Source organism: Bombella sp. ESL0380 (assembly GCF_009725805.1).
Lineage (GTDB): Bacteria > Pseudomonadota > Alphaproteobacteria > Acetobacterales > Acetobacteraceae > Bombella > Bombella apis.
The window spans coordinates 108,024-127,709 of the sequence record NZ_WNIH01000004.1 but is presented as its reverse complement, the minus strand read 5'-3'; the positions used below and the strand labels follow the sequence as shown (position 1 = coordinate 127,709).

The 19,686-nt window shown below is 58.3% G+C and carries 20 protein-coding genes, 1 tRNA gene and 1 riboswitch; of the genes, 15 read left to right on the top strand and 6 right to left on the bottom strand.

Features of this window, described 5'->3' with window-relative positions; translation table 11 throughout:
• Window positions 1–24: 24 nt before the first annotated feature.
• Window positions 25–507 (top strand): MucR family transcriptional regulator, encoded by a 483-nt coding sequence (locus tag GM608_RS05220; protein ID WP_081563239.1) that lies wholly within the window; start codon window positions 25–27, stop codon window positions 505–507.
• Window positions 508–640: 133 nt separating this feature from the next.
• Complete coding sequence (locus tag GM608_RS05215) at window positions 641–928, top strand: HU family DNA-binding protein (protein ID WP_103765590.1); 288 nt, start codon at window positions 641–643, stop codon at window positions 926–928.
• Here the strand turns inward: GM608_RS05215 and GM608_RS05210 are convergent.
• Window positions 909–1,853 (bottom strand): LysR family transcriptional regulator, encoded by a 945-nt coding sequence (locus GM608_RS05210; protein WP_052349033.1) that lies wholly within the window; start codon window positions 1,851–1,853, stop codon window positions 909–911. The two genes, GM608_RS05215 and GM608_RS05210, sit on opposite strands and share 20 nt — an antisense overlap.
• A 283-nt stretch (window positions 1,854–2,136) precedes the next feature.
• A complete protein-coding gene (gene trxB, locus GM608_RS05205) occupies window positions 2,137–3,108 on the bottom strand; it encodes a thioredoxin-disulfide reductase (protein ID WP_333645149.1) in 972 nt (323 codons plus the stop codon).
• Between the two features lie 297 nt (window positions 3,109–3,405).
• Between trxB and GM608_RS05200 the strand changes: the two genes are divergently transcribed.
• Together GM608_RS05200 and GM608_RS05195 are read left to right on the top strand one after the other, a co-directional pair.
• On the top strand, window positions 3,406–3,870 hold the full coding sequence (locus tag GM608_RS05200) for an Lrp/AsnC family transcriptional regulator (protein WP_043559880.1): 465 nt from the start codon (window positions 3,406–3,408) through the stop codon (window positions 3,868–3,870).
• A gap of 9 nt (window positions 3,871–3,879) precedes the next feature.
• Complete coding sequence (locus GM608_RS05195) at window positions 3,880–5,292, top strand: glycosyltransferase family 39 protein (RefSeq protein ID WP_333645148.1); 1,413 nt, start codon at window positions 3,880–3,882, stop codon at window positions 5,290–5,292.
• An 82-nt stretch (window positions 5,293–5,374) separates the two neighbouring features.
• On the opposite strand, the gene rpsU is transcribed toward GM608_RS05195, so the two are convergent.
• A complete protein-coding gene (gene rpsU, locus GM608_RS05190; RefSeq protein ID WP_026294133.1) occupies window positions 5,375–5,578 on the bottom strand; it encodes a 30S ribosomal protein S21 in 204 nt (67 codons plus the stop codon).
• 253 nt (window positions 5,579–5,831) lie between these two features.
• On the opposite strand from rpsU, the gene GM608_RS05185 reads away from it, so the two are divergent.
• Window positions 5,832–6,320: a MarR family winged helix-turn-helix transcriptional regulator gene (locus GM608_RS05185; protein WP_052349035.1), complete on the top strand. Its 489-nt coding sequence runs from the start codon at window positions 5,832–5,834 to the stop codon at window positions 6,318–6,320.
• A 91-nt stretch (window positions 6,321–6,411) separates the two neighbouring features.
• On the opposite strand, the gene GM608_RS05180 is transcribed toward GM608_RS05185, so the two are convergent.
• Window positions 6,412–7,032, bottom strand: a complete 621-nt coding sequence (locus tag GM608_RS05180) for an outer membrane protein assembly factor BamE (protein ID WP_373364574.1) — start codon at window positions 7,030–7,032, stop codon at window positions 6,412–6,414.
• Between the two features lie 185 nt (window positions 7,033–7,217).
• Here GM608_RS05180 and GM608_RS05175 point away from each other — a divergent pair, with 185 nt between their 5' ends.
• From GM608_RS05175 to GM608_RS05145, 7 genes are all read left to right on the top strand, one after another.
• Window positions 7,218–7,820, top strand: a complete 603-nt coding sequence (locus tag GM608_RS05175; RefSeq protein WP_166651601.1) for a DUF177 domain-containing protein — start codon at window positions 7,218–7,220, stop codon at window positions 7,818–7,820.
• 220 nt (window positions 7,821–8,040) lie between these two features.
• Window positions 8,041–8,247, top strand: a complete 207-nt coding sequence (gene rpmF, locus GM608_RS05170) for a 50S ribosomal protein L32 (RefSeq protein ID WP_043559883.1) — start codon at window positions 8,041–8,043, stop codon at window positions 8,245–8,247.
• A gap of 108 nt (window positions 8,248–8,355) precedes the next feature.
• Window positions 8,356–9,459 (top strand): phosphate acyltransferase PlsX, encoded by a 1,104-nt coding sequence (plsX, locus tag GM608_RS05165; protein WP_081563495.1) that lies wholly within the window; start codon window positions 8,356–8,358, stop codon window positions 9,457–9,459.
• An 8-nt stretch (window positions 9,460–9,467) separates the two neighbouring features.
• Window positions 9,468–10,463: a beta-ketoacyl-ACP synthase III gene (locus tag GM608_RS05160; protein WP_086431530.1), complete on the top strand. Its 996-nt coding sequence runs from the start codon at window positions 9,468–9,470 to the stop codon at window positions 10,461–10,463.
• Between the two features lie 107 nt (window positions 10,464–10,570).
• The gene (locus GM608_RS05155; RefSeq protein ID WP_333645147.1) at window positions 10,571–10,882 is read left to right on the top strand and encodes an integration host factor subunit alpha; all 312 of its coding nucleotides are present in this window, start codon (window positions 10,571–10,573) and stop codon (window positions 10,880–10,882) included.
• Entirely contained in the window at window positions 10,879–12,576 is a 1,698-nt protein-coding gene (locus tag GM608_RS05150) for a MerR family transcriptional regulator (protein WP_333645146.1), read from the top strand. Before GM608_RS05155 ends, GM608_RS05150 begins: the two co-directional genes overlap by 4 nt.
• A gap of 75 nt (window positions 12,577–12,651) precedes the next feature.
• A tRNA-Pro gene (locus GM608_RS05145) sits at window positions 12,652–12,728 on the top strand.
• A gap of 11 nt (window positions 12,729–12,739) precedes the next feature.
• On the opposite strand, the gene GM608_RS05140 is transcribed toward GM608_RS05145, so the two are convergent.
• Together GM608_RS05140 and GM608_RS05135 are read right to left on the bottom strand one after the other, a co-directional pair.
• Window positions 12,740–13,855 (bottom strand): AI-2E family transporter, encoded by a 1,116-nt coding sequence (locus GM608_RS05140; protein WP_043561113.1) that lies wholly within the window; start codon window positions 13,853–13,855, stop codon window positions 12,740–12,742.
• An 85-nt stretch (window positions 13,856–13,940) separates the two neighbouring features.
• Window positions 13,941–14,855: an NUDIX domain-containing protein gene (locus tag GM608_RS05135; protein ID WP_333645145.1), complete on the bottom strand. Its 915-nt coding sequence runs from the start codon at window positions 14,853–14,855 to the stop codon at window positions 13,941–13,943.
• A gap of 94 nt (window positions 14,856–14,949) precedes the next feature.
• Between GM608_RS05135 and GM608_RS05130 the strand changes: the two genes are divergently transcribed.
• The 3 genes from GM608_RS05130 (at window position 14,950) to fusA (ending at window position 19,459) form a co-directional block, all read left to right on the top strand.
• On the top strand, window positions 14,950–16,755 hold the full coding sequence (locus GM608_RS05130; protein ID WP_052349037.1) for an ABC transporter ATP-binding protein/permease: 1,806 nt from the start codon (window positions 14,950–14,952) through the stop codon (window positions 16,753–16,755).
• Between the two features lie 133 nt (window positions 16,756–16,888).
• Window positions 16,889–17,194, top strand: a complete 306-nt coding sequence (gene rpmB / locus GM608_RS05125) for a 50S ribosomal protein L28 (protein WP_043559888.1) — start codon at window positions 16,889–16,891, stop codon at window positions 17,192–17,194.
• A gap of 153 nt (window positions 17,195–17,347) precedes the next feature.
• Window positions 17,348–19,459, top strand: coding sequence for an elongation factor G (gene fusA / locus GM608_RS05120; RefSeq protein ID WP_043559890.1), 2,112 nt, complete (start codon window positions 17,348–17,350; stop codon window positions 19,457–19,459).
• A gap of 105 nt (window positions 19,460–19,564) precedes the next feature.
• Window positions 19,565–19,653, top strand: a riboswitch (Fluoride riboswitch).
• Window positions 19,654–19,686: the final 33 nt, after the last annotated feature.

Below are 19,686 nucleotides of genomic sequence, written 5' to 3'. Positions count from 1 at the left end.
ACTTGTAGCTGCAAAGGTTATTCAATGACGGACAATACTCAGGCTGAAGGAACTCAGACGGCCCCGAATGAAGAGCGCAGAAAGCTGCTGGAGCTGACGACTGATATTGTCGTCGCAAAGTTGACTGGTTCCGATGTCTCTGCTGACAGCCTGCCGGGACTGATCCGCCAGGTTTATGAGGCACTTGCCGGGCAGGGGGGAGAAAGCGGTGACGTGGCGGAGCAGACCCGGCAGCAGCCGGCCGTGCCCGTGCGCAAGTCCGTCTACCCTGATTATATCGTCTGTCTGGAAGACGGAAAGAAGCTGAAGATGCTGAAGCGGCACCTGAAGAGCACGTATGACATGACGCCGGACCAGTATCGGGAGAAGTGGGGTCTGCCTGCGGATTACCCGATGGTGGCGCCAGCCTATGCTGCACGGCGGTCCGAGCTGGCCAGAACGATTGGGCTCGGGCGTAATATTGGTGTCTCAGCCGAGAATAAACGGGATAATGGCAGTAAAAACTGAAACCGTTTATTAACATCAATCTGAAAAAAGCCGGGCGTGAACCCGGCTTTTTTCATAGTAGAGCATTTTTTCTTGACGTTTCTGGCGTCCTATTGTCACTCTTCGGAAGAATGATCAGTGACGGAGAGTTTGGATGACACGCTCGGAATTTGTCGCTTTACTGACCTCCCGCCTGGAGGGTGTTTCCAGAGATAAGGTTGATCAGGCTGTTGATGGGATATTTTCCCGTATCGCTTCTGGCCTTGCAGCAGGGAACAGGGCCGAACTGCGTGGCATAGGCAGTTTTGGAACACGCCAGCACACTGCCCATCAGGGACGGAACCCGAGAACGGGTCAGTCAGTGGCTGTCAGGGCGAAGCGTGTTCCTTTTTTCCGGGCTGGAAAAGACCTGCGCGAGAGGGTCAATCAGCCGAAGAAATGAACGGCTCTGCGCTATGTGAGGGGGTTTCTTTCCCCGTACGGGCCGTATTGAGTTCTTCCAGCAGGAAGTCCCGGAAGACTGAAATCCTTTTGGAGCTTCTCAGCTCTTCCGGATAGACAAAGAACGCCTCTGCCAGCGGGCCATGCACATCTGGGAGAATACGGACAAGGTTAGGATGGGCGGAAGCTGTGTAGAAAGGCAGGGTTCCGATGCCGTTGCCCTGCGCAATGGCCATGCCGACCGCCGCAATGTTGTTGACGGCAAGGCGGACCTTGGGGTGGAGGATGATTTTATCCTTCACGAGCCGTTCAATCAGCCAGTTTACATGGGGCAGGGGAAGGTGCCAGCCAGCAAAGCCGATCAGATTGTGGTCGGCCAGATCCTTCAGCGTGGTGGGGGTACCGTGTTCTTCCAGATATTCCCGGCTGGCATAGATGGGCATGTGAAAACTGGCCAGGTGACGCTGGATGAGGTCGGGCTGGGTGGGAGGATGGAGACGGATGGCGACATCAGCTTCCCGCATGCTCAGGTCAAGATCGGAATCCTCAAGTAGGAGCGTGACTTCCACATGGGGATGACGTTCCATGAAGTGATGGAGACGGGGTGTCAGCCAAGAGAGGCCAAAGCCTGATGTGGTCGTGACCTTGATCTTCCCGGCCGCTTTCTCCCTGTTTTCACTCAGGAAAGCTTGGGTCAGGGCTAGTTTGGAGAAGACCTCCCGGGCCGTGCGGTGGAGCACCTCGCCCTGTTCGGTCAGGATAAGCCCACGGGCGTGGCGATGGAAGAGAGGTACGCCCAGTACGTCTTCCAGTGCAGAAATCTGCCGGGAGACAGCAGACTGGCTTAGGTTGAGACGATCACCGGCATGAGTGAAGGAGCCGGCTTCCGCCACGGTGTGAAAGATACGGAGTTTGTCCCAGTCCATTTTCTGATTCCCGTACGCCCCTTCGCAATAATCATGGCCAGCTCTGCTCATAACGCCCCGCATCGTAACCTTAACCGTCTATCTATTTCATGAAAAATTCCCGAAAAGAAACGATCGGTCAAGGGCAGAATGCCTCTAAAGTTGGTTATATTTTCGTTAAATGAAGATGAAAGGCCATGAAAAGGATAGAGTTTAGTCCATTTTAGCTAGTGTTGACTGATAGAGGGCAGAGCATCTTTCAGCAAGGCGAAAATGAGAGATGGTCTGCCCCTGTGCAGGTCTGTCAGGCACCATATTTTTTTTCGGTAAGGTAACGTTCCGCTTCCAGAGCGGCCATGCAGCCCGTACCGGCAGCCGTGACAGCCTGACGGTACGTCTTGTCCTGAATGTCGCCGGCTGCGAAGATGCCGGGGATGGACGTTGAGGCAGTTCCCGGCTGGGTTGTGATGTAGCCTTCTTCATCACAGAGGACTTCATGCCGGAAGGGGCCTGTGCTGGGGCTGTGGCCGATGGCCACAAACACGCCATCCACGGCGAGACGCTCCGTTTTCGTGTTATCCTGCGTGTCTGTCAGCTCAAGGGCCGTCACGACGGCGGGTGAGCCTTCACCGATGATTTCGCGGACAGACCGGTTCCAGTGAACTTTGATCTTGGGATTGTCATGCAGGCGCTTCTGGAGGATGCGTTCGGCTTTCAGGCTGTCACGCCGGTGGATGAGATGCACGGTAGAGGCGTGGTGGGTCAGATAGAGAGCTTCTTCCACGGCCGTATTGCCCCCGCCTATGACGGCAACGTCCTTGCCGCGGTAGAAGAAGCCGTCGCAGGTTGCACAGGCAGACACGCCGGCACCCTGATATTTCTTTTCAGAATCGAGACCAAGCCACTTGGCCTGGGCGCCCGTGGCAATGACGACTGTACGTGCCAGGAACAGGTCGCCAGAATCCCCTTTCAGGTGGAAATAGCCTTCTGCATCAGGGCCCTGCTTGAGGGAGGCTTCCGTGATGAGGTCATAGAGCAGCTTCGTCCCGACATGTTCAGCCTGTTCCCGCATCTGTTCCATGAGCCATGGCCCCTGGACAGGTTGTGCAAAACCGGGAAAATTTTCGATTTCATCCGTGATGGTCAGCTGGCCACCGGGCTGCATGCCGGTAACCAGAAGAGGCTGCATGCCAGCCCGGGCGGCATAGATGGCTGCTGTATAGCCTGCCGGTCCGGCCCCGACGATCAGCATGTCGGTATGATGTGTCTCTGCCATTGAAAGCTCCGTGGTAAAGGGATCATCTTCCCGGCTACGGGGATGAGAGGAATGGTTTCGAAGGGGCGGGGCGATCTTAGGTCCGCTACGGGCTGGAGGATAACAGATATAGTATATGAAAGATTTCGGTAAAAATAATTATCTTGCGGAGAAACGAAATATTATTTCTCTTTTCCATGGGAAGAGTTTTCACATAAGAAAGATCAGTCTATACAGGCGGGGATAACCCCCTGCGGATGAGCCCGTTCCCCATCCGGGCCGCATGGGGGTTCTGTGAGCAGAGTTGCTGGAAACCATATGAGCATTGCAGACCTTGATGAGATTGACCGCAGTATCCTGGCGGAGCTCCAGCAGGATGGCCGTGTTACCAATGTGGAGCTGGCCCGACGGGTGGGAATTTCTGCGCCGCCCTGTCTGCGTCGTGTCAGGCGGCTGGAGGAGATGGGGCTCATCCAAGGCTATCATGCAACGCTGGCTCCGGCGATGCTGGGTTGGTCCATCACATTTTTTGTTCTGGTCGGGCTGGACAGCCAGAAAGGTGCCGTGCTGGCAGAGTTCGAGGCCCTGGTCGCAGAATGGCCAGAAACGCAGGAATGCCACATGATCCGGGGAGGGGAGGATTTCCTCCTCCGTCTCATGGCCCGGGATGCGGAACATCAGAATCGTCTGACACGGGACCTGATCGAGGTAACGCACGTCGTACGGGTACAGACTTTCCAGGTCATCAGGACAAGCTGTGAGAGAGCCGGCGTTCCGCTCTAGGAGCGGATCATGCTGAAACCTGTCCGCTTTTTCAGGCGCTGGAAGCCATTGCATATCCTGTTCTGCTGTGCGGCTCTGGGGCTCATGGTGCGGCTTTTTCTGGCTGCTGAAGTACCTCTCATACCTGATGAGGCCTATTACTGGCTCTGGTCCCGCCATATGCAGGCAGGGTATCTGGACCATCCCTTCATGGTGGCGTTGTGGATTCGGCTGGGAACCCTCTTGTGGGGGGATACGCCGTTTGGCGTACGGTTCTGTGGTCTGGTCGGTTTTGTCTGTGCCAACATATGGCTTTTTCTGGCCGCCCGTCGTTTTTTCCCTTCTCGTGACAGGGTGGGAGTTCGGGCGATTCTACTGTTGAATGTGACCTTGATGGCGTTTGTGGGGCTTGTTCCGGCCACGCCAGATGTCCCTCTGTTTGTTTTCCTTTGTCTGATGTTATGGGCTTTGTCTGGAGCCTTGCAGTCCCATGGGGCGGCAGCCTGTGGCTGGTGGGTGCTGTGCGGTATTGGTCTTGGTCTGGCAGCCGATTCCAAATACACGGCTCTTCTGCCGGGGCTCGGTCTGGTGGGGTTTGTTCTGTTTGGCGGCCGGGGGGCTTGGCGTATGACCGGCCCCTGGTTGGGGGGAGGGGCAGCAGCCCTCATGGTGCTGCCAACCCTGGTCTGGAATGAAAGGCATGGCTGGGCGGGTCTGCTGAAACAGGGCGGACGGGCTTCGTACTGGCATCCTGAACGGGCCGGGCAGTTTCTGGGGGAACTGCTGGCGGGGCAGCTGGCCCTCCTGACCCCTTGGGTTGCTGTCCTGTGTTTCATGGGGCTATGGCGTGCCCGCCATGAGCAGCATGTGCTGTTGTGGCTGTCCGCTCCTGCGCTGCTGCTGTTTCTGGTGAATGTGACGGGAGAGCGTGTCCAGCCCAATTGGGTCTGGGTGCTGTATCCAGCCCTTATCCTGGCCGGGGCCGCTTATGCGGGTCGGCTCAGGGGAGCCTGTATGACGGGGGGCATCTGCACGGTTCTGGTCTATGCTCAGTGTCTGACGGGATGGTTGCCACTGCCCCCGCATATGGATCCCATCGCAAGGTTGGGGGCAGGTTGGAGTGATCTGGCAGCAGCGGTCGCAGAAGAGGCCGAAAAGGCAGGGATTTCATGTCTGGCAACGGACGATTATGCCCTGGCCTCAATTCTGGCGTTTCAGAAACCGCAAGGTCTTGCGGTGCTGGGAAAGGATTCCCGATGGGGCTATGTGGCAGGGCTTCCTCATGAGACGGTCAGGACGGTCCTGTATCTGAAGGATGGCCGGTATGGACCGGTGCCCGCAGGCGGCTGGGCCGTATGGCGGAAGGACAGGAAGCGGCCTGTAAGGGTCTATCTGCTGGAAAAACGGCACAACCTTTCCGGCTGGATCGTGCAGCGGCCTTGATGGGCGGCATGAAGGCAGACATGAAAAAAGCCATCCGAACATGGATGGCTTTCTCATTCGTACAAATACGAACAGGCTGACTTCAGAAGCCCTCGCGCTCCAGGCGCTTGCGCTCCATCTTGCGGGCGCGACGCACGGCCTCGGCAACCTCGCGGGCGCGGCGCTCGGACGGCTTTTCAAAGTGGCGACGGAGCTTCATCTCACGGAAGACGCCTTCGCGCTGCATTTTCTTCTTGAGGGCTTTCAGCGCCTGGTCAACATTATTATCACGAACGAGAACCTGCACGGTGTCGTCATCTCCTTTGGGGTTCTGATCCTTCCCGAGCGGTGTCTGTAGCATCACCCATTGAAGGACGCGGATCCGATTACAGTGTGAAGTGGCCTATCATACTCCAAAACGACAGACAATAGTTTCTGATGGGCATAAAGGGTGGAGGCCCTCTTTATCTGTGGATTATTTCGCCTGTCTGATGGTTCCTCATGGCTGGTGGGCGTATGGTGCATGTGGATGAGTGTGTGGTGAACAGGAGGAGGACGGGATGGGGGTACAGAATGACAGGCGTACCATGGTGGATGCGCACCTGTATCTGCGTGAAAATTCCATCAGGCAGTCCTTTGAGGGGCTCCTGGCCCTCTGGCGGTCCCTGTCCGCTGCTTGTGAAGGAGGGCTCGACTCTCACGGTCTGGGGCCTGCCCATTACCGGATCATGTTTTTTCTGGGCAGCCATGGCGGATTGCTGCCCAGTGAGCTGTGCAGGCGGCTTGGCATTACCAAACAGTCGCTGGGCCGGGCCCTTGGCGAGCTGAAAGCGAAAAAACTGGTCGAGCAGAAACAGGATGAAGGGGACCGGAGGAAGCGGCCCGTTTTTCTGACAGATGAGGGCAGACAGCTTGAGGCAGAACTTTTTGCTGCCATTCGCACTGTCCTGACACGGGCATACAGGCAGGTTGACGGAGCCGCTGTTGATGGGTTCCGCAGGGTCTTGCATGTTGCCGAATATGGCGGGCCGCTCTCGGAGGGGGGATAAGAAAAGGGGAAGAGCCGGACAAAGACTCTTCCCCTTCATGGAAAGGATTTTTCAGCCCGTTAGCCCGTCACCAGGCTGCTGGATGGATGGATCAGGGCATCGAGTTGCCGACGCCCCCATTGCCGGTGCCCTGGCCACTCATCGGGCCGGCACCCATGCCACCATTTCCCAGTCCGCCGAAGGTGCTGCCCATGCTGCTCATCGGGTTGTAGCGGCCCACATTGCCCAGCAGCTCCCGCAGAACAGAAATATGCGTGCCCGGTGTCGGTGTAGCTCCGCCTGCCATGGAGACACGGATGGCATCATGCCTGTCCAGCACGTTCATCTTGCGGAGAACGCCAGCATTGTCGAAATTCAGGACCAGGACCTGCTGCTTGTCCACAACCGGATGAGCCAGCGGCACGAGGTCCTTCGTCATGGAAATGTAGATCCATGTATTGTCATTGAAGGTTGCATGGGCTGTCGGAGAGCCCAGTATGCTCAGGGCATCATTCTGGGTGCTGGAGTTGAGGACCAGCTGGTCATAATCCAGTTTCTCGATCAGCGCCCCGCGCGGGATGGGCGGCGGGCTGATGGCCTCACAGCCGCTGAGCATCAGCACCCCACCGGCCAGAAGGCCTGTCCAGCAACGGCGTCGCAGTGCCATGAAGCGGGCCAGACGGGGGAAGGGGGAGCTCTTGTCCGGGGTGGAGGCAGTAGAGAAGCTGGTCATGAAGGGCAAACTGTCCTGATGATATGCGGGCAAGCCATACGTGCTCTTTCCGGTGCCTCAGAGAGGGCAGCATGTCAATCTTTTTCGTGGATTGTCGGGCTGTGGCTGTCCGGCAGCAGTTTAGGCTTGACTTCATGGCGTCAGCCCCTTCTGAAAGAGGCACCCTGGTAAATTATCGTGAGGTCATGATGTCATCTGGAGGCAGAGCAGACGCCGGAACACAGCCAGAAGAAAGGATTGCGCCAGAGTTCTCGCGCCGCATTCCACTGGCAAAGACGGGCCGCCCTCTTGAAGAGCATGTGGAGGCCAATGCTGAGGAGAGGGAAGGTCTGCGGAAGCGCTTTGGTCTTCTGTCTTTGAAGGAGCTGTCCTGCACTTTTGCGCTGAGGCGGGGGGCGGAGAATATCGTACTGGCGGAAGGTCATATCCGGGCGGAGGTGGAGCAGGCCTGCATCATCACGGGTGAACCGGTGAAAGAGGTGATCGACGAGCCGTTCAGTTTACGTTTCGTCCCGGTTTCCGAGATGCCTGATGAAGAGGATATCGATATTGAGGCTCTGCTTCAGGAAGATGCCGATGATGTTCCTTATGATGGCCGCATGATTGATCTGGGCGAGGCTGCGGCAGAACAGCTGGCCCTCTGCCTGACTCCTTATCCGCGGCGGGCAGGAGCAGGGCTGGAGCAGTTCGTGGAGGTCACACCGTCTGATGATGAGCTGGATGCACGGCCCGGCGCAGCCCGGGAAAATCCTTTTGACGTGCTGAAAAAACTCAGGAAGGAGCCGTGAAGGAGTGGTAATCTTTCCGCCTTTCTGGTAAAGGCAGGGAGTAAGGAGCGATGCCGTAGTGGCATTGATGCTTGCAGAGAGATGCTCTCTCTGCTAGAGCCCCACGCCTGAGCACCGTGGCTTATGGCGGTGGTGAAGACCTAATGAGATTTCTCTGGCTTGAGGCCGCGCCGTGCGGTAGCAGAAGCCGGATACGCAACCCAGTGAGAGGCAGATACCCATGGCCGTCCCTAAGAGAAAGACTACGCCGTCCCGTCGTGGCATGCGTCGCAGCCATCAGGCTCTTCGTGTTGAGGCGCATGCTGAATGCGCCAACTGTGGCGAGATGAAGCGTCCGCATCATGTGTGCAGCCATTGTGGCCATTATGATGGCCGTGAGGTTGTCAGTGCAGAGGGCCGTGCGCTGAAGACAGCCGTCCGCGCCTGATTGCCCGTATCCTGAGGGATACTGCCGCCCCGGGCTTCCGGTCCGGGGTTGCATTTTCGTGCATCCTGCCTGAGCAGGAAAAACAAGGAATTTCTGGGGGCTGCACTCATGACGGAGGCGTCTGGCGTCAGAGCTGAGGGTGGAGTCGAAAAGCAGGCTGCACAATCCCCGGCTCCTTTTACTCTGGCCGTTGATGCCATGGGGGGAGATAACGCCCCCGAGATCGTTCTTGCGGGACTGGAGATGACGGCCATCCGTCACCCGGACATCCGGATTCTTCTCATAGGTGATGAGAAGGTCCTGAACGCATCACTCGCAAATTATCCCAAACTTTCTGGAATCTGCACCGTGCGCCATGCGCCGGAAAGCATTCCCATGGAGATGAAACCCACTGCGGCGCTTCGCGTGCGGGGATCCTCCATGCGGGTCGCCATGGAGGCTGTTGCCTCTGGTGAGGCTCGTGGCGTCGTGTCCGCCGGGAACAGTGGTGCGATGCTTGCATTGGCAAAGATCATCGTAAAAGCCCTGCCCGGTATTTCTCGCCCGGCCATGGCGGCTGTCCAGCCATCCGCCCGTGGTGATGTCGTCATGCTCGATCTGGGGGCGAATATCGTATGCGATGCCCGCAATCTGGTCGAATTCGCCATCATGGGGGAGGCCTTCGCACAGGCGGCCCTGTCCCTCAAGGCGCCCAGCATCGGGCTGCTCAATGTTGGTTCGGAAGAGCTGAAGGGCGACGAACGCCTGAAGCAGGCTGCCGAGCGCCTTCGGGACAGTGTGTTGTCTGACCGTTTCCACGGTTTTGTGGAGGGGCATGACATTACCGCCGGTGTGACCGATGTTGTCGTGACAGATGGTTTTACGGGCAATGTGGCACTGAAGACTGGTGAAGGGGCGCTGAAGCTGGCTTTCGGGTTGCTCAGGAGCGTGTTCATGAGCAGCTGGTTGACCCGGATCGGCTACCTTCTGGTCCGCCCCGGTCTGCGCCGCATGAAGGAATGGATCGATCCCAGCCGCTATAATGGCGCCGTTTTTGTGGGGCTGAATGGCATCGTGGTGAAGTCACATGGTGGGGCAGATGCCGAGGGTTTCGCCTCTGCGGTGGATGTTGCCGTGGATGCGGTGGAAAACAGGCTGAATGACAAGATCCGCCATCGTCTGGATCAGCTCGGCATGTTGGGGCAGTCTGGAGAAAGCAGAGAGCAGGAGTGACGTCTTCCATGGCGCAGGATAAACAGGTCCGGGGAGCGGCAGCGGGTGCCCGTCTGACAGGTGTCGGCAGTGCCCTTCCGCAGCGTGCTTTCAGCAATGAGGAGCTGGCTGCCGAATTCAGACTTGATACGTCGGATGAGTGGATCAGGACCAGGACCGGAATCCGTCAGCGGCATATTGTGTCTGGCGATGAATCCGCCGTATCCCTTGCGCATCTGGCAGCCCAGCGGGCGCTGGAACATGCTGGCAGAACAGCAGATGATGTGGATGCCGTCATCGTGGCAACATCAACGCCGGATCAGGTATTCCCTTCCGTTGCCGTACGTGTTCAGGCGGCTCTGGGCATGGAACGTGGTTTCGGGTTTGACGTCAGCGCAGCCTGCTCTGGTTTCGTGTATGCGTTGACAGTGGCTGATTCCATGATCCGCTCCGGTCAGGTCAGGCGTGCCATGGTGATCGGTGTGGAGGTATTTTCCCGTCTTCTGGACTGGGAAGACCGTTCCACCTGTGTGCTGTTCGGGGATGGCGCTGGTGCGGTCCTGCTCGAGGCAGGCGCAGGTGAGGGAGAGGGTATCCTGTCCACGCATCTTCACGCAGATGGCCGCTTGGGTGATCTGCTCTATGTTGATGGTGCCGTTGGCTGTGCGTCTGGCAAGGTGGCGTTGAAAATGCATGGGCGGGAGGTGTTCCGTCATGCTGTCGTCAACCTTGCTGCTGCTGTTGATGAAGCGCTGGAGACAAACGGTCTCAAGGGCACGGACATCCAGTGGCTGGTGCCGCATCAGGCGAATCTGCGGATCATTGATGGCATGGCCAAGAAGCTTGCCCTGCCGTCGGATCGTGTCGTGGTGACGGTAGACAGGCACGCCAACACGTCGGCGGCATCAATCCCCCTTGCTCTGGATGAAGCGGTCCGGGATGGGCGGATCAGGCAGGGCGATCTGGTCCTCATGGAGGCCCTTGGTGGTGGCCTTACATGGGGGTCTGCTCTGGTGAGAATGTAAGGCCTTTCCAGGCGGAATCAGCGCTTCTGAAACTCCCCTGATTTATATGCAGGGGAGTTCGTTTTTTCAGTGTGCTAATCAGATGGCTCGTGATACCTTTTCCCATTATGGAGACAATTGCACGCGCTGATCTGATAGAGCTCCTCCAGGAGGAGCATGGCTTTTCCCGGCAGCAGGCTACCCTGTTTCTGGAGAAGATGTTTGAGTTGTTCATCCAGACTCTTGAGCAGGGCAAGTCGCTGAAGATCAGCGGCTTCGGTACGTTCGCTGTACGGGATAAAGCAACCCGTCTGGGGCGGAATCCCCTGACAGGGAAAGAGGCCATCATCTCGGCCCGGCGTGTGCCGTTCTTCCGGCCATCCCGTCTTCTGCGGGACAGCGTCAATGGCAGACCATCAGCTCAGGGTGCCCATCAATGATGTCCACTGATTCATCTCAGCCTCAGCATGGGGGCTTGAGGACAGCCATCAGCGTTGCAGGGGAGCTGGGGTTGCCTCTGTACCGTCTGCATTCATGGGAAAGTCTTTATCCTGTTTTCAGGGTAAAGCAGGGTGAAGACGGGCAGAGTTATTACGATGAGCAGGCTGTCACGGTCGTGCGCAATATCGCCCGGCTCCTTTATCAGGATGGTGCCAGAAGCCATGAGGTTGTTCCATTGCTGAAGCGTGAGGGGATCATCAGTGATGGCACGCCGCTTTCCGTCTCGGGCGGGGCGGAGACAGCTGGTCACGGCGAAACCTCTTCACCTGACCAGCTGAAGGAGTTGCAGAAGGAAAACAGAACGCTCAGCGATCGTCTTGAGGAGTTTGGTCAGATTGCGCTGTCCCTCAAGACGCTGGAAGATGAGAATGCTTCCCTGAAGGAAGCGCTGGAGCAGTCCCGGTCTGCCCCGCAGCCTCAGAAGGACGCAAAGGGTGGTTATGTTGCAGAGCTGGAAGAAGAGAATCTGGCTTTGCAGGAAACGGTTGAGCGTCTGACGGCGGAGACGGCCACGTATCAGCAGGCGGTTGCCGATGGGAAGGAGCAGCGGCTCCAGCTGGAGACGCTGCGATCAGAGCTTGCCGGGTTGCGGGCGGAGCGTGACAGGGCGTCGGTCCTGCATGAGGAGCTTGAGGCCGTACGGGCGGACATCAGGCGTCTTGAAACCGAGAACGGGGCGCTGCGTGCGGCTGGGCAGAAGCAGCGTGAAACGGAAGCCACTCAGGGACGTGTTCTGGAAGAGCGTAACGCCGAGTTGCAGAAAACTGTTGATCGCCTGATGGCTGAAGCCAGAGAGCATCAGAAAGAGGCAGAATCCCGGAAGGAACGTTTGAGCCAGCTGGAAGGGCTGCGGGTCAAGCTGGCCGACATGCAGGTCGAACATGGGCGGATACAGACCCTGAGCAGGGAGCTGGAAGAAGCCCGTGCTGAGGCAGAACGGTGCCGGGGGCTGGAAGCTGAAATCGAGACACTGCACAGGGCTGCCATGGAGCAGCAGACAGCGGGTCAGGCCAGACAGCAGGAACTGGAAAAGCAGGCTGTGTCTCTGCGGGAAACTGTTGATCGGCTGAAAGCTGACGCCAGAAAACAGGTGCTGGCAGAAGAAGCCAGACGGAATGAGGTGCAGGCTCTTCAGGGGCAGTTGAAAACCCTGCAGGCAGAGCATGAGCAGGTGCAGACCTTGCAGTCGGAAGGCGCTGCCCAGCAGAAACAGCTTGCCAGTCGTCTGGAGGCTGTAGGGGCAGAGCGGCAGGAGCTTGTGCGGAAGCTGGAACAGTCTGTTCTGATCATGCAGTCCCTTGAGGATGAAAATGTCCGTCTCAAGCGTTCCCTGAAAGAGAGTGAAGAAAAATTGGCAGCACAGGCTGTCATCGTTGGCAGGGTGGAGCATCTTGAAGCGGAAAATGGCGAGCTGAAGCAGGCGCAGGCCGGGTTTGCCGGTGAGCGTGAACGCCATGCCGAGGCAGTGGAACGTATCCGTACCCTTGAGGGGGAAGGCGTTGTCCTGCAACAGAAGCTGACAGCCCAGGATATGGAAAACCGTCTCCAGGTCCGGCGGAAGGATGAGCTGGACAGGCTGCTGCATGATCTTCTCGGCGAGCTGGCCGAGATGAAAAAAACCCTTACCCTCTGAAAAAATATTAAAAAAAAGCCCCGGGCCATTGCAGGAATGGGCCGGGGCTGCTAGAGCTTCCTCACCGCAGGACGACGGGCAGTAGCGCAGTCTGGTAGCGCATCAGTCTGGGGGACTGGGGGTCGTGGGTTCGAATCCCGCCTGCCCGACCATCTCCTGCGGTTCACTCCCTCACAATATGTCCCGTACGCTGGCCAGAAACCTTGTTGCTGGTCCAGAGTGTCCAGAGCAGGTGCAGGGCTGCCATGATGGCTGGTCCGATGAACAGGCCCATCAGCTGCCATGTTTCCGCACCGCCCAGAATACCCATCAACACCCAGAGGAATGGGACTTTCGTGCTGCCGCCTATCAGGACAGGGCGAATGAAGTGGTCTGCCACGAACAGCACGACCGCACCAATCAGCCAGACGATGGCGGCGGCCAGCATGCTACCCTTGAAGGCGATCAGCAGGCATACGCCTGTCACGGCGATCCAGCCGAGCAGAGGGACCATGGCCGCAATGGCTGTCGCCAGCCCGAAGATGAGCGGCTGTGGGGCCCCGGCAACCACGTAGCACACGCCCATGATGGCCCCTTCACCCAGCCCGACCAGAACCAGGCCGGAAACCGTGCCATGAATGGAAGCAACAATCTGTCGTGCAAGGCTTTCTCCCTGCGCTCCGAAGAGACGCTGCGAGCCGATCATGCATTTCCGGATGATGCTGTCGCCATCCTTCAGCAGGAAGAAAAGTGTCAGCATGGAGAAGCCGAACAGGATTCCCCGGTGCAGGACTTCCGAACCGAACTGTTTGCCCACGGCCATGCCATGTCCCAGATTCAGGGAATGGAACAAATCGTTCAGGGCATCAGGATTGCTGAGATGCTCGGTCCAGAGGGCGGTGGCCGGTCCGGAAGCCACTGGCAGGCGGTCCAGCCAGGCGGGGGCCGGCAGCCCCTGATGGCGGATCGTATCAAGCCACAGGAAAGCCGAATGGATTTCGTCAGCCGTCTTGATGCTGATGAAGGAAACAGGGACGAGGAAGATCAGCGCCAGTACACCGGTAAAGAGCAGGGGAAGCCATATCGTGTGGCCGAACCGCCTTGTCGAGCGTTTGTATAGCGGCCAGAGGGCAATGGCGAAGATGCCGCCCCAGAGGAGAGCTGGCAGCATGTGTCTGAGTGTCCAGAGGGCTGCCAGCACGAAAAACAGTGCCAGAAAACCACGGGCCCGTTTCTGTAGGGTCTTGGAGGGCGGAGAGAGCCGCAGCGGTTGGGTGGTTCTGTGGTGTGGATGGGTCATAGTGCGTGGTGTCTCGGTCAGCGTGCCAGAATGGAATGAAGCAGCCACATCAGTGGGCTGGTCTGGAAAGGGTGGTCATGTGGGGTCACCCGTGTAAAGTTTCTGCCAGAATCAGACTATCCTGCTTATCGAACATCCCAAGTCGAAGGAAAAGGTCCAGAAGGACAAGATTAACGTTAAATTTGAAATCGTCTGTGTCCCGGACCAGCTGGAAGACGTTTCCGACAGGCATGAGATGGAAGGATTCCACTTCACCATCATTGGCCTGGGGAACGAAATCTTCCGGGAGCATGAGATCGTAACAGTAAAGCCGGTCGCGTCGCAGCCCCTCCGGACGTGTCATGGCGTAATGGAGCGTGCTGGCGTGGCGGGCGTGGCGGGCAAGGGCGGTGGGGATGGAGGCTTCTTCTCCGGCTTCCTTGACGAGTGTTTCCTCTGGGGTGAGGCCGCTGCTCATCCCGCCGGCAACCAGATGGTCGAGTTTGCCTGGGTCCAGCCGTTTCTGTGGGCTGCGGCGGGCAACCCAGAGGTGCAGCCCCGTTTTTTTCTGGACAAGGCCATTCATGTGGACACCAGAAGCTTCCACACCAAAAACCGGGATCAGAGCCCGGTCAATCTGCCCGATGATTGTTCCATCAGGTGAGCGGACATCAAACCATTCATGGAAGGGCACATAGCGTTCCTGCTCGGCCAGCATGTGGCTTATCTGGGACAGCCCCTGTCCATCGGGCAGGGTGATGTGCCCGTCCCCTATTTCCAGCAGGCCCATCTCGGCAGGAGCGGCCAGCCAGCCAAGGCAGGCAGGGTCGACCAGACCGATGGACAGGCCGTCATGCAGCAGGGGGATGCGCCCCGCCGGGAGGGTGACATTGCGGCACCGCTCAATATGGCGGAGAAAGGGAGAGGCAGCGGAGGACAGCATGGGTTCTCTCTGATGTTCATTCATGATGGCACGGAGGACGGACAGCAGCGGAGAGCCTGCCTGTCTCTGGGGCATCATTCAATTGGCAAAGGCTGGCAGGATGGGGAGGACCGTGTAAAAGCTCCCCCGGCAACAATGCCAGACATGGCAGCAGATCATCTATCAGGTTTTTATGGCATCAACAAAGATCGGACATCTGCCTTTACGGGCTTTCTGGCGGCTGGTTCGCCCGGCTTCCCTGAGGAGCTGGTTTCTGCGCTTCTTCTGTTCCTGTGTTCTGCTGGTCGTAGAGAGTGTGACGGCCGTTGCCACACCCTGGCTGTTCAGCGACATGGTGGCCCGGCTTTCGGGGAAGGAAGCGGTCATGGCGGCGGTCATGGCCCTGCTGGCGTCCTATACGGTCCTGCGCATGGCAGGTGCTCTGGCCGGGCCGTTGCGCAGCCTGCTCATGGTGCCGGTGAGGACGGCCCTGCGGGAGCGGATCAGCCTGCTGGGGCTGGAGCATGTCCATCAGCTGGGGGCCCGGTTCCATCAGCAGCGGCAGACAGGTGCGCTGACCCGTATCATCGATCGTGGCGCTGATGCTGCCAGCATGATCGTTGACATGACCTTCTCCAACGTCATGCCGAACCTTCTGGGGCTGGCCCTGACTTTTCTGGTCGTCTTGCGCGTTTTTGATGGCTGGTACCTGGTGCTGCTGTGTGCCACGCTGATCCTCTATTCCGCTGTTTCTTTCCTGTTTACCCGCTGGCGGATGCAGGCCAGACGGGAGCGCAATCAGGCGAACAACCATGCACATCGGCATCTGGTGGACAGTCTGCTCAATGCGGACATTGTCCGCATGTTCGGCAATGCCGCCCATGAATGCAGACGGCAGGAGGGGGCCTGGCAGGCGCTGCGCACGGCCGAGGCCCGTTTGCAGGGGCTTGTTGGAGGTTCCCAGGCCATTCGCAACAGTCTGATTGCCCTCGCCACGGCTGTATTGCTGGGGATGGCCATACGGGATATTCATGCGCATCGACTCGGTGTTGCACAATTCGTGTTGATGGGCACGTATCTCCGGAGTGTTTATGCCTCGGTCGGGGCGTTGAATTATGTTGGTGCAGGCTGGCGCAATGCCCGTGTCGACATGGAAGCCTATCTGGAGCTGATGGGGCTGGTACCAGAGATACAGTCTCCGCCAGCGCCTGTCCCCCTGCCTGCCGGACAGGCACATGGCGTGACGCTGGACATGCAGCATGTTTCTTTCGGATATGACCCGGAGCGGCTGATCCTGCGTCATGTCAGTTTCACGCTGGCGGCAGGGAAAATGCTCGCCATTGTCGGGCGGAGCGGGTCCGGAAAGTCCACAGTGGCGAAGCTCGTCAGCCGGCTGTATGACCCGCTGGAAGGAACCGTGCGAATGGAAGGTGTGCCACTTCCGGCACTGTCGCTTGATGCCCTGCGGGGGCAGATCGGCGTGGTGGCGCAGGAGACCTCACTCTTCAATGCCACGATTGCCGAGAATATTGCTTACGGGCGGGCAGGGGCCAGCATGGCGGAGGTCAGGCAGGCAGCCGAGGCGGCCCAGCTTGGTCCTTTTGTGGACAGTCTGCCGGACGGGTTCGATACACTGGTCGGTGAGCGGGGGGTGCGGCTGTCGGGCGGGGAGAGGCAGAGAATGGCGATTGCCCGTGTCATCCTGCGCAATCCCCGTCTGCTTGTGCTGGATGAAGCCACCAGTGCCCTGGACAGTCGGACGGAAGAGGCCATCCAGAAAGAGCTGGAGAGCCTTTCCTCTGGCAGGACAACGCTCGTGATCGCCCATCGTCTCTCCACGATACAGAGGGCAGACCATATCCTTGTGATGGAGAACGGAGAGGTGGTGGAAGAGGGAACCCATCGCCAGCTGTTGGAAAAAGGTGGCATTTATGCAGGAATGTGGAGATTGCAGGCAAGAAGGGGTTCCGTTGAAAGTCATTCGGATGTAGAGGGGTAGCGGGCTGCTTCTGTCGGTATGAAAGGCAGGAAAGACTTGACGTATCAGCGTCAGTAAGTCATAAGCCCGCCTTATTTACGGAACATGCAGGTCTGCCTTGCGGCCCTGCGTATCACAGTATCGAGGAAGTTCTATGTCTCGCCGTTGCCATGTCACGGGCAAAGGGGTACTGACGGGCAATAACGTCAGCCACGCCAACAACAAGTCCCGTCGCCGTTTCCTGCCGAACCTTCAGGAAGCCACGCTCCTGTCCGATATTCTCGAGGCTCCGGTGCGTATGCGCCTTTCCGCCAAGGGGATCCGTACGGTCGAGCATAATGGCGGGCTTGATTCCTTCCTGCTGGGCACACCGAACCGGAAACTGACGCCAGAAGCTCTGGTCATCAAGCGTCGCATCCTGCGTGTGCAGGAGCGCAAGGCTGCCCAGTCAGCTGCCTGATCAGGCAGCTGAAGCCCGTTCTCTCCGCAGGACGGGCGGCTGTTCCGGGGTGGCTCTGCCGGGGTAGTCTGTTTTTCTGGTATTCATACAGGGCCTGATGAGGGTGCCCCGGCGCAGGCGGTGGCACCTTTCCTTGCATTTTGGAGGTTTCCCGTGACCGACGACAGCGTTCAGGGCGCGAAGTCCGCTCTCTCAAAGATTCGCAACATCGGTATTACCGCTCACATTGATGCCGGTAAGACGACAACAACAGAGCGTATGCTCTATTACACCGGTATGTCCCATCGTATCGGTGAAGTGCATGACGGGAACACCACAACCGACTACATGGAGCAGGAGCGTGAGCGCGGCATCACCATCACGTCTGCTGCCGTGACCTGCGAGTGGGACGGCCACCGCATCAACATCATCGACACCCCTGGCCATATCGACTTCAACATCGAGGTGAACCGTTCCCTCCGTGTGCTCGATGGCGCCATCTTCGTGATTGAAGGTGTGGCTGGCGTGCAGCCGCAGTCCGAGACCAACTGGCGTCTGGCTGACCGCTACAACGTGCCCCGCATCATCTTCATCAACAAGCTGGACCGTACCGGTGCCGACTTCGACTACGCCTTCAGCACACTGAAGGAGAAGCTGGACATCGTGGCCATTCCGCTTCAGCTGCCGATCGGCTCTGAAGAGAACATGGTCGGTGTGGTGGACCTGGTGGAAATGCGTGCCATCGTCTGGGAAGGCGGTGAGCTGGGCGCCAAGTTCCACTATGAAGAGATTCCGGCCGACATGAAGGAGCGTGCCGAGGAAGCCCGCCAGAACCTGCTCGATACCGCCCTGAGCGTCGATACCGCCGCCATGGAAGAGTATTTCGAGAAGGGAGAGGTGGATGTCGCAACCCTGAAACGCTGTATCAAGAAGGGCACCATCGCTGGTGAGTTCCGTCCTGTGCTGTGCGGTACGGCCTTCAAGAACAAGGGTGTGCAGCCGCTTCTGGATGCCGTGGTTGATTATCTGCCAGCACCGGACGAAGTCGAGGGCATCCGTATTGCTCCGCCGGAAGACAAGGAAGTTGACGAGAGCTTCCTGCCGATCATCCCGGTGGACCCGGAAGGTAAATTTGCTGGTCTGGCCTTCAAGATCATCTCCGACAAGTACGGTACACTAACCTTCGTCCGTGTCTATCGTGGCGTGCTGAACACGGGTGACACCGTATTGAATACCACCAAGGGCACGAAGGAACGCGTTGGCCGCATGTTCCAGATGCACGCTGACAAGCGTCAGGAAGTGAAGTCTGTTGGTGCTGGTGACATTGCTGCCTTCGTTGGTCTGAAAGATACCGTGACAGGTGACACGCTGGCCGATGCAGCTGATCCGGTCATTCTGGAGCGCATGCAGTTCCCGGTTCCGGTGATCGACATTTCTGTCGAGCCGAAGACCAAGGACGCCGTCGAGAAGATGACGCTGGCTCTCCAGAAGCTGACAGCCGAAGATCCGTCCCTGCATCTGCGGACAGACCAGGAAACGGGTCAGACCATTCTTTCCGGTATGGGTGAGCTGCATCTGGACATCATCGTGGACCGTCTGCGCCGTGAATATGGCGTTGATGCCAACATCGGTGCCCCGCAGGTTGCTTACCGTGAGACGATTACCCAGTCCCACACCGAGACCTACACCCACAAGAAGCAGTCCGGTGGTTCCGGTCAGTTCGCTGAGGTGAAGATCACCTTCGAGCCGCTGACGGAGAAGGGTGCCGAGGAGATTCTGTTCGAGAACAAGATCGTCGGTGGTGCCGTGCCGAAGGAATATATCCCGGCTGTCGAAAAGGGCGTGCGCATGCAGTCCACGACGGGTGTGCTGGCTGGCTTCGATACGGTGGGCTTCAAGTTCACTCTGGAAGACGGTAAGTACCACGACGTTGACTCTTCGGCTCTGGCCTTCGAAATCGCTGCCAAGGCCTGCTTCCGTGAAGGTATGAAGAAGGCTGGTCCGGTCATTCTGGAGCCGATCATGGATGTGGAAATCACCACGCCGAACGATCACGTCGGTGACGTGGTGGGTGACCTCAACCGTCGTCGTGGCATCATCCAGAACCAGGAGACCTCGGGTTCCACGGTTCTGATCCGCTCCCAGGTGCCGCTGAAGGAAATGTTCGGGTACATTTCCCATCTGCGCTCTGCCACGAAGGGCCGTGCGTCCTTCACCATGCAGTTCCACCACTACGAGCCGGTGCCTCGTAACGTGCAGGATGAGATCATCGCAGAGCGTAGCTGATACGTTCCCTGCTGACTGTTCTGTGAGGGAGGCCCTCCGCCAGCGTGCTGGCGGGGGGTTTTCTTTTTGCGTCTGCTTGACAGGTATTATGGGATCGTGTTTTTGAGAGGGAACGGTGATGGATTGCCACCGGGTTCCTTGTGGGCCGAACCGCCACCCGGTTGCCGGGGAAGGCTGATGATTCCTGCCAACAGAATCCCTCGCAGTGATCGGTGAGGGTGCGTTAG

Coding starts and splice junctions, on each gene's coding strand:
- GM608_RS05160 (WP_086431530.1), top strand. CDS start 9,468: ATGGCGCAGGATAAACAGGTCCGGGGAGCGGCAGCGGGTGCCCGTCTG.
- GM608_RS05150 (WP_333645146.1), top strand. CDS start 10,879: ATGATGTCCACTGATTCATCTCAGCCTCAGCATGGGGGCTTGAGGACA.
- GM608_RS05155 (WP_333645147.1), top strand. CDS start 10,571: ATGGAGACAATTGCACGCGCTGATCTGATAGAGCTCCTCCAGGAGGAG.
- GM608_RS05140 (WP_043561113.1), bottom strand. CDS start 13,855: ATGACCCATCCACACCACAGAACCACCCAACCGCTGCGGCTCTCTCCG.
- GM608_RS05135 (WP_333645145.1), bottom strand. CDS start 14,855: ATGATGCCCCAGAGACAGGCAGGCTCTCCGCTGCTGTCCGTCCTCCGT.
- GM608_RS05175 (WP_166651601.1), top strand. CDS start 7,218: ATGATGTCATCTGGAGGCAGAGCAGACGCCGGAACACAGCCAGAAGAA.
- GM608_RS05210 (WP_052349033.1), bottom strand. CDS start 1,853: ATGGACTGGGACAAACTCCGTATCTTTCACACCGTGGCGGAAGCCGGC.
- rpmB (WP_043559888.1), top strand. CDS start 16,889: ATGTCTCGCCGTTGCCATGTCACGGGCAAAGGGGTACTGACGGGCAAT.
- GM608_RS05180 (WP_373364574.1), bottom strand. CDS start 7,032: ATGACCAGCTTCTCTACTGCCTCCACCCCGGACAAGAGCTCCCCCTTC.
- rpmF (WP_043559883.1), top strand. CDS start 8,041: ATGGCCGTCCCTAAGAGAAAGACTACGCCGTCCCGTCGTGGCATGCGT.
- GM608_RS05185 (WP_052349035.1), top strand. CDS start 5,832: ATGGGGGTACAGAATGACAGGCGTACCATGGTGGATGCGCACCTGTAT.
- trxB (WP_333645149.1), bottom strand. CDS start 3,108: ATGGCAGAGACACATCATACCGACATGCTGATCGTCGGGGCCGGACCG.
- GM608_RS05195 (WP_333645148.1), top strand. CDS start 3,880: ATGCTGAAACCTGTCCGCTTTTTCAGGCGCTGGAAGCCATTGCATATC.
- GM608_RS05200 (WP_043559880.1), top strand. CDS start 3,406: ATGAGCATTGCAGACCTTGATGAGATTGACCGCAGTATCCTGGCGGAG.
- GM608_RS05215 (WP_103765590.1), top strand. CDS start 641: ATGACACGCTCGGAATTTGTCGCTTTACTGACCTCCCGCCTGGAGGGT.
- plsX (WP_081563495.1), top strand. CDS start 8,356: ATGACGGAGGCGTCTGGCGTCAGAGCTGAGGGTGGAGTCGAAAAGCAG.
- GM608_RS05220 (WP_081563239.1), top strand. CDS start 25: ATGACGGACAATACTCAGGCTGAAGGAACTCAGACGGCCCCGAATGAA.
- GM608_RS05130 (WP_052349037.1), top strand. CDS start 14,950: ATGGCATCAACAAAGATCGGACATCTGCCTTTACGGGCTTTCTGGCGG.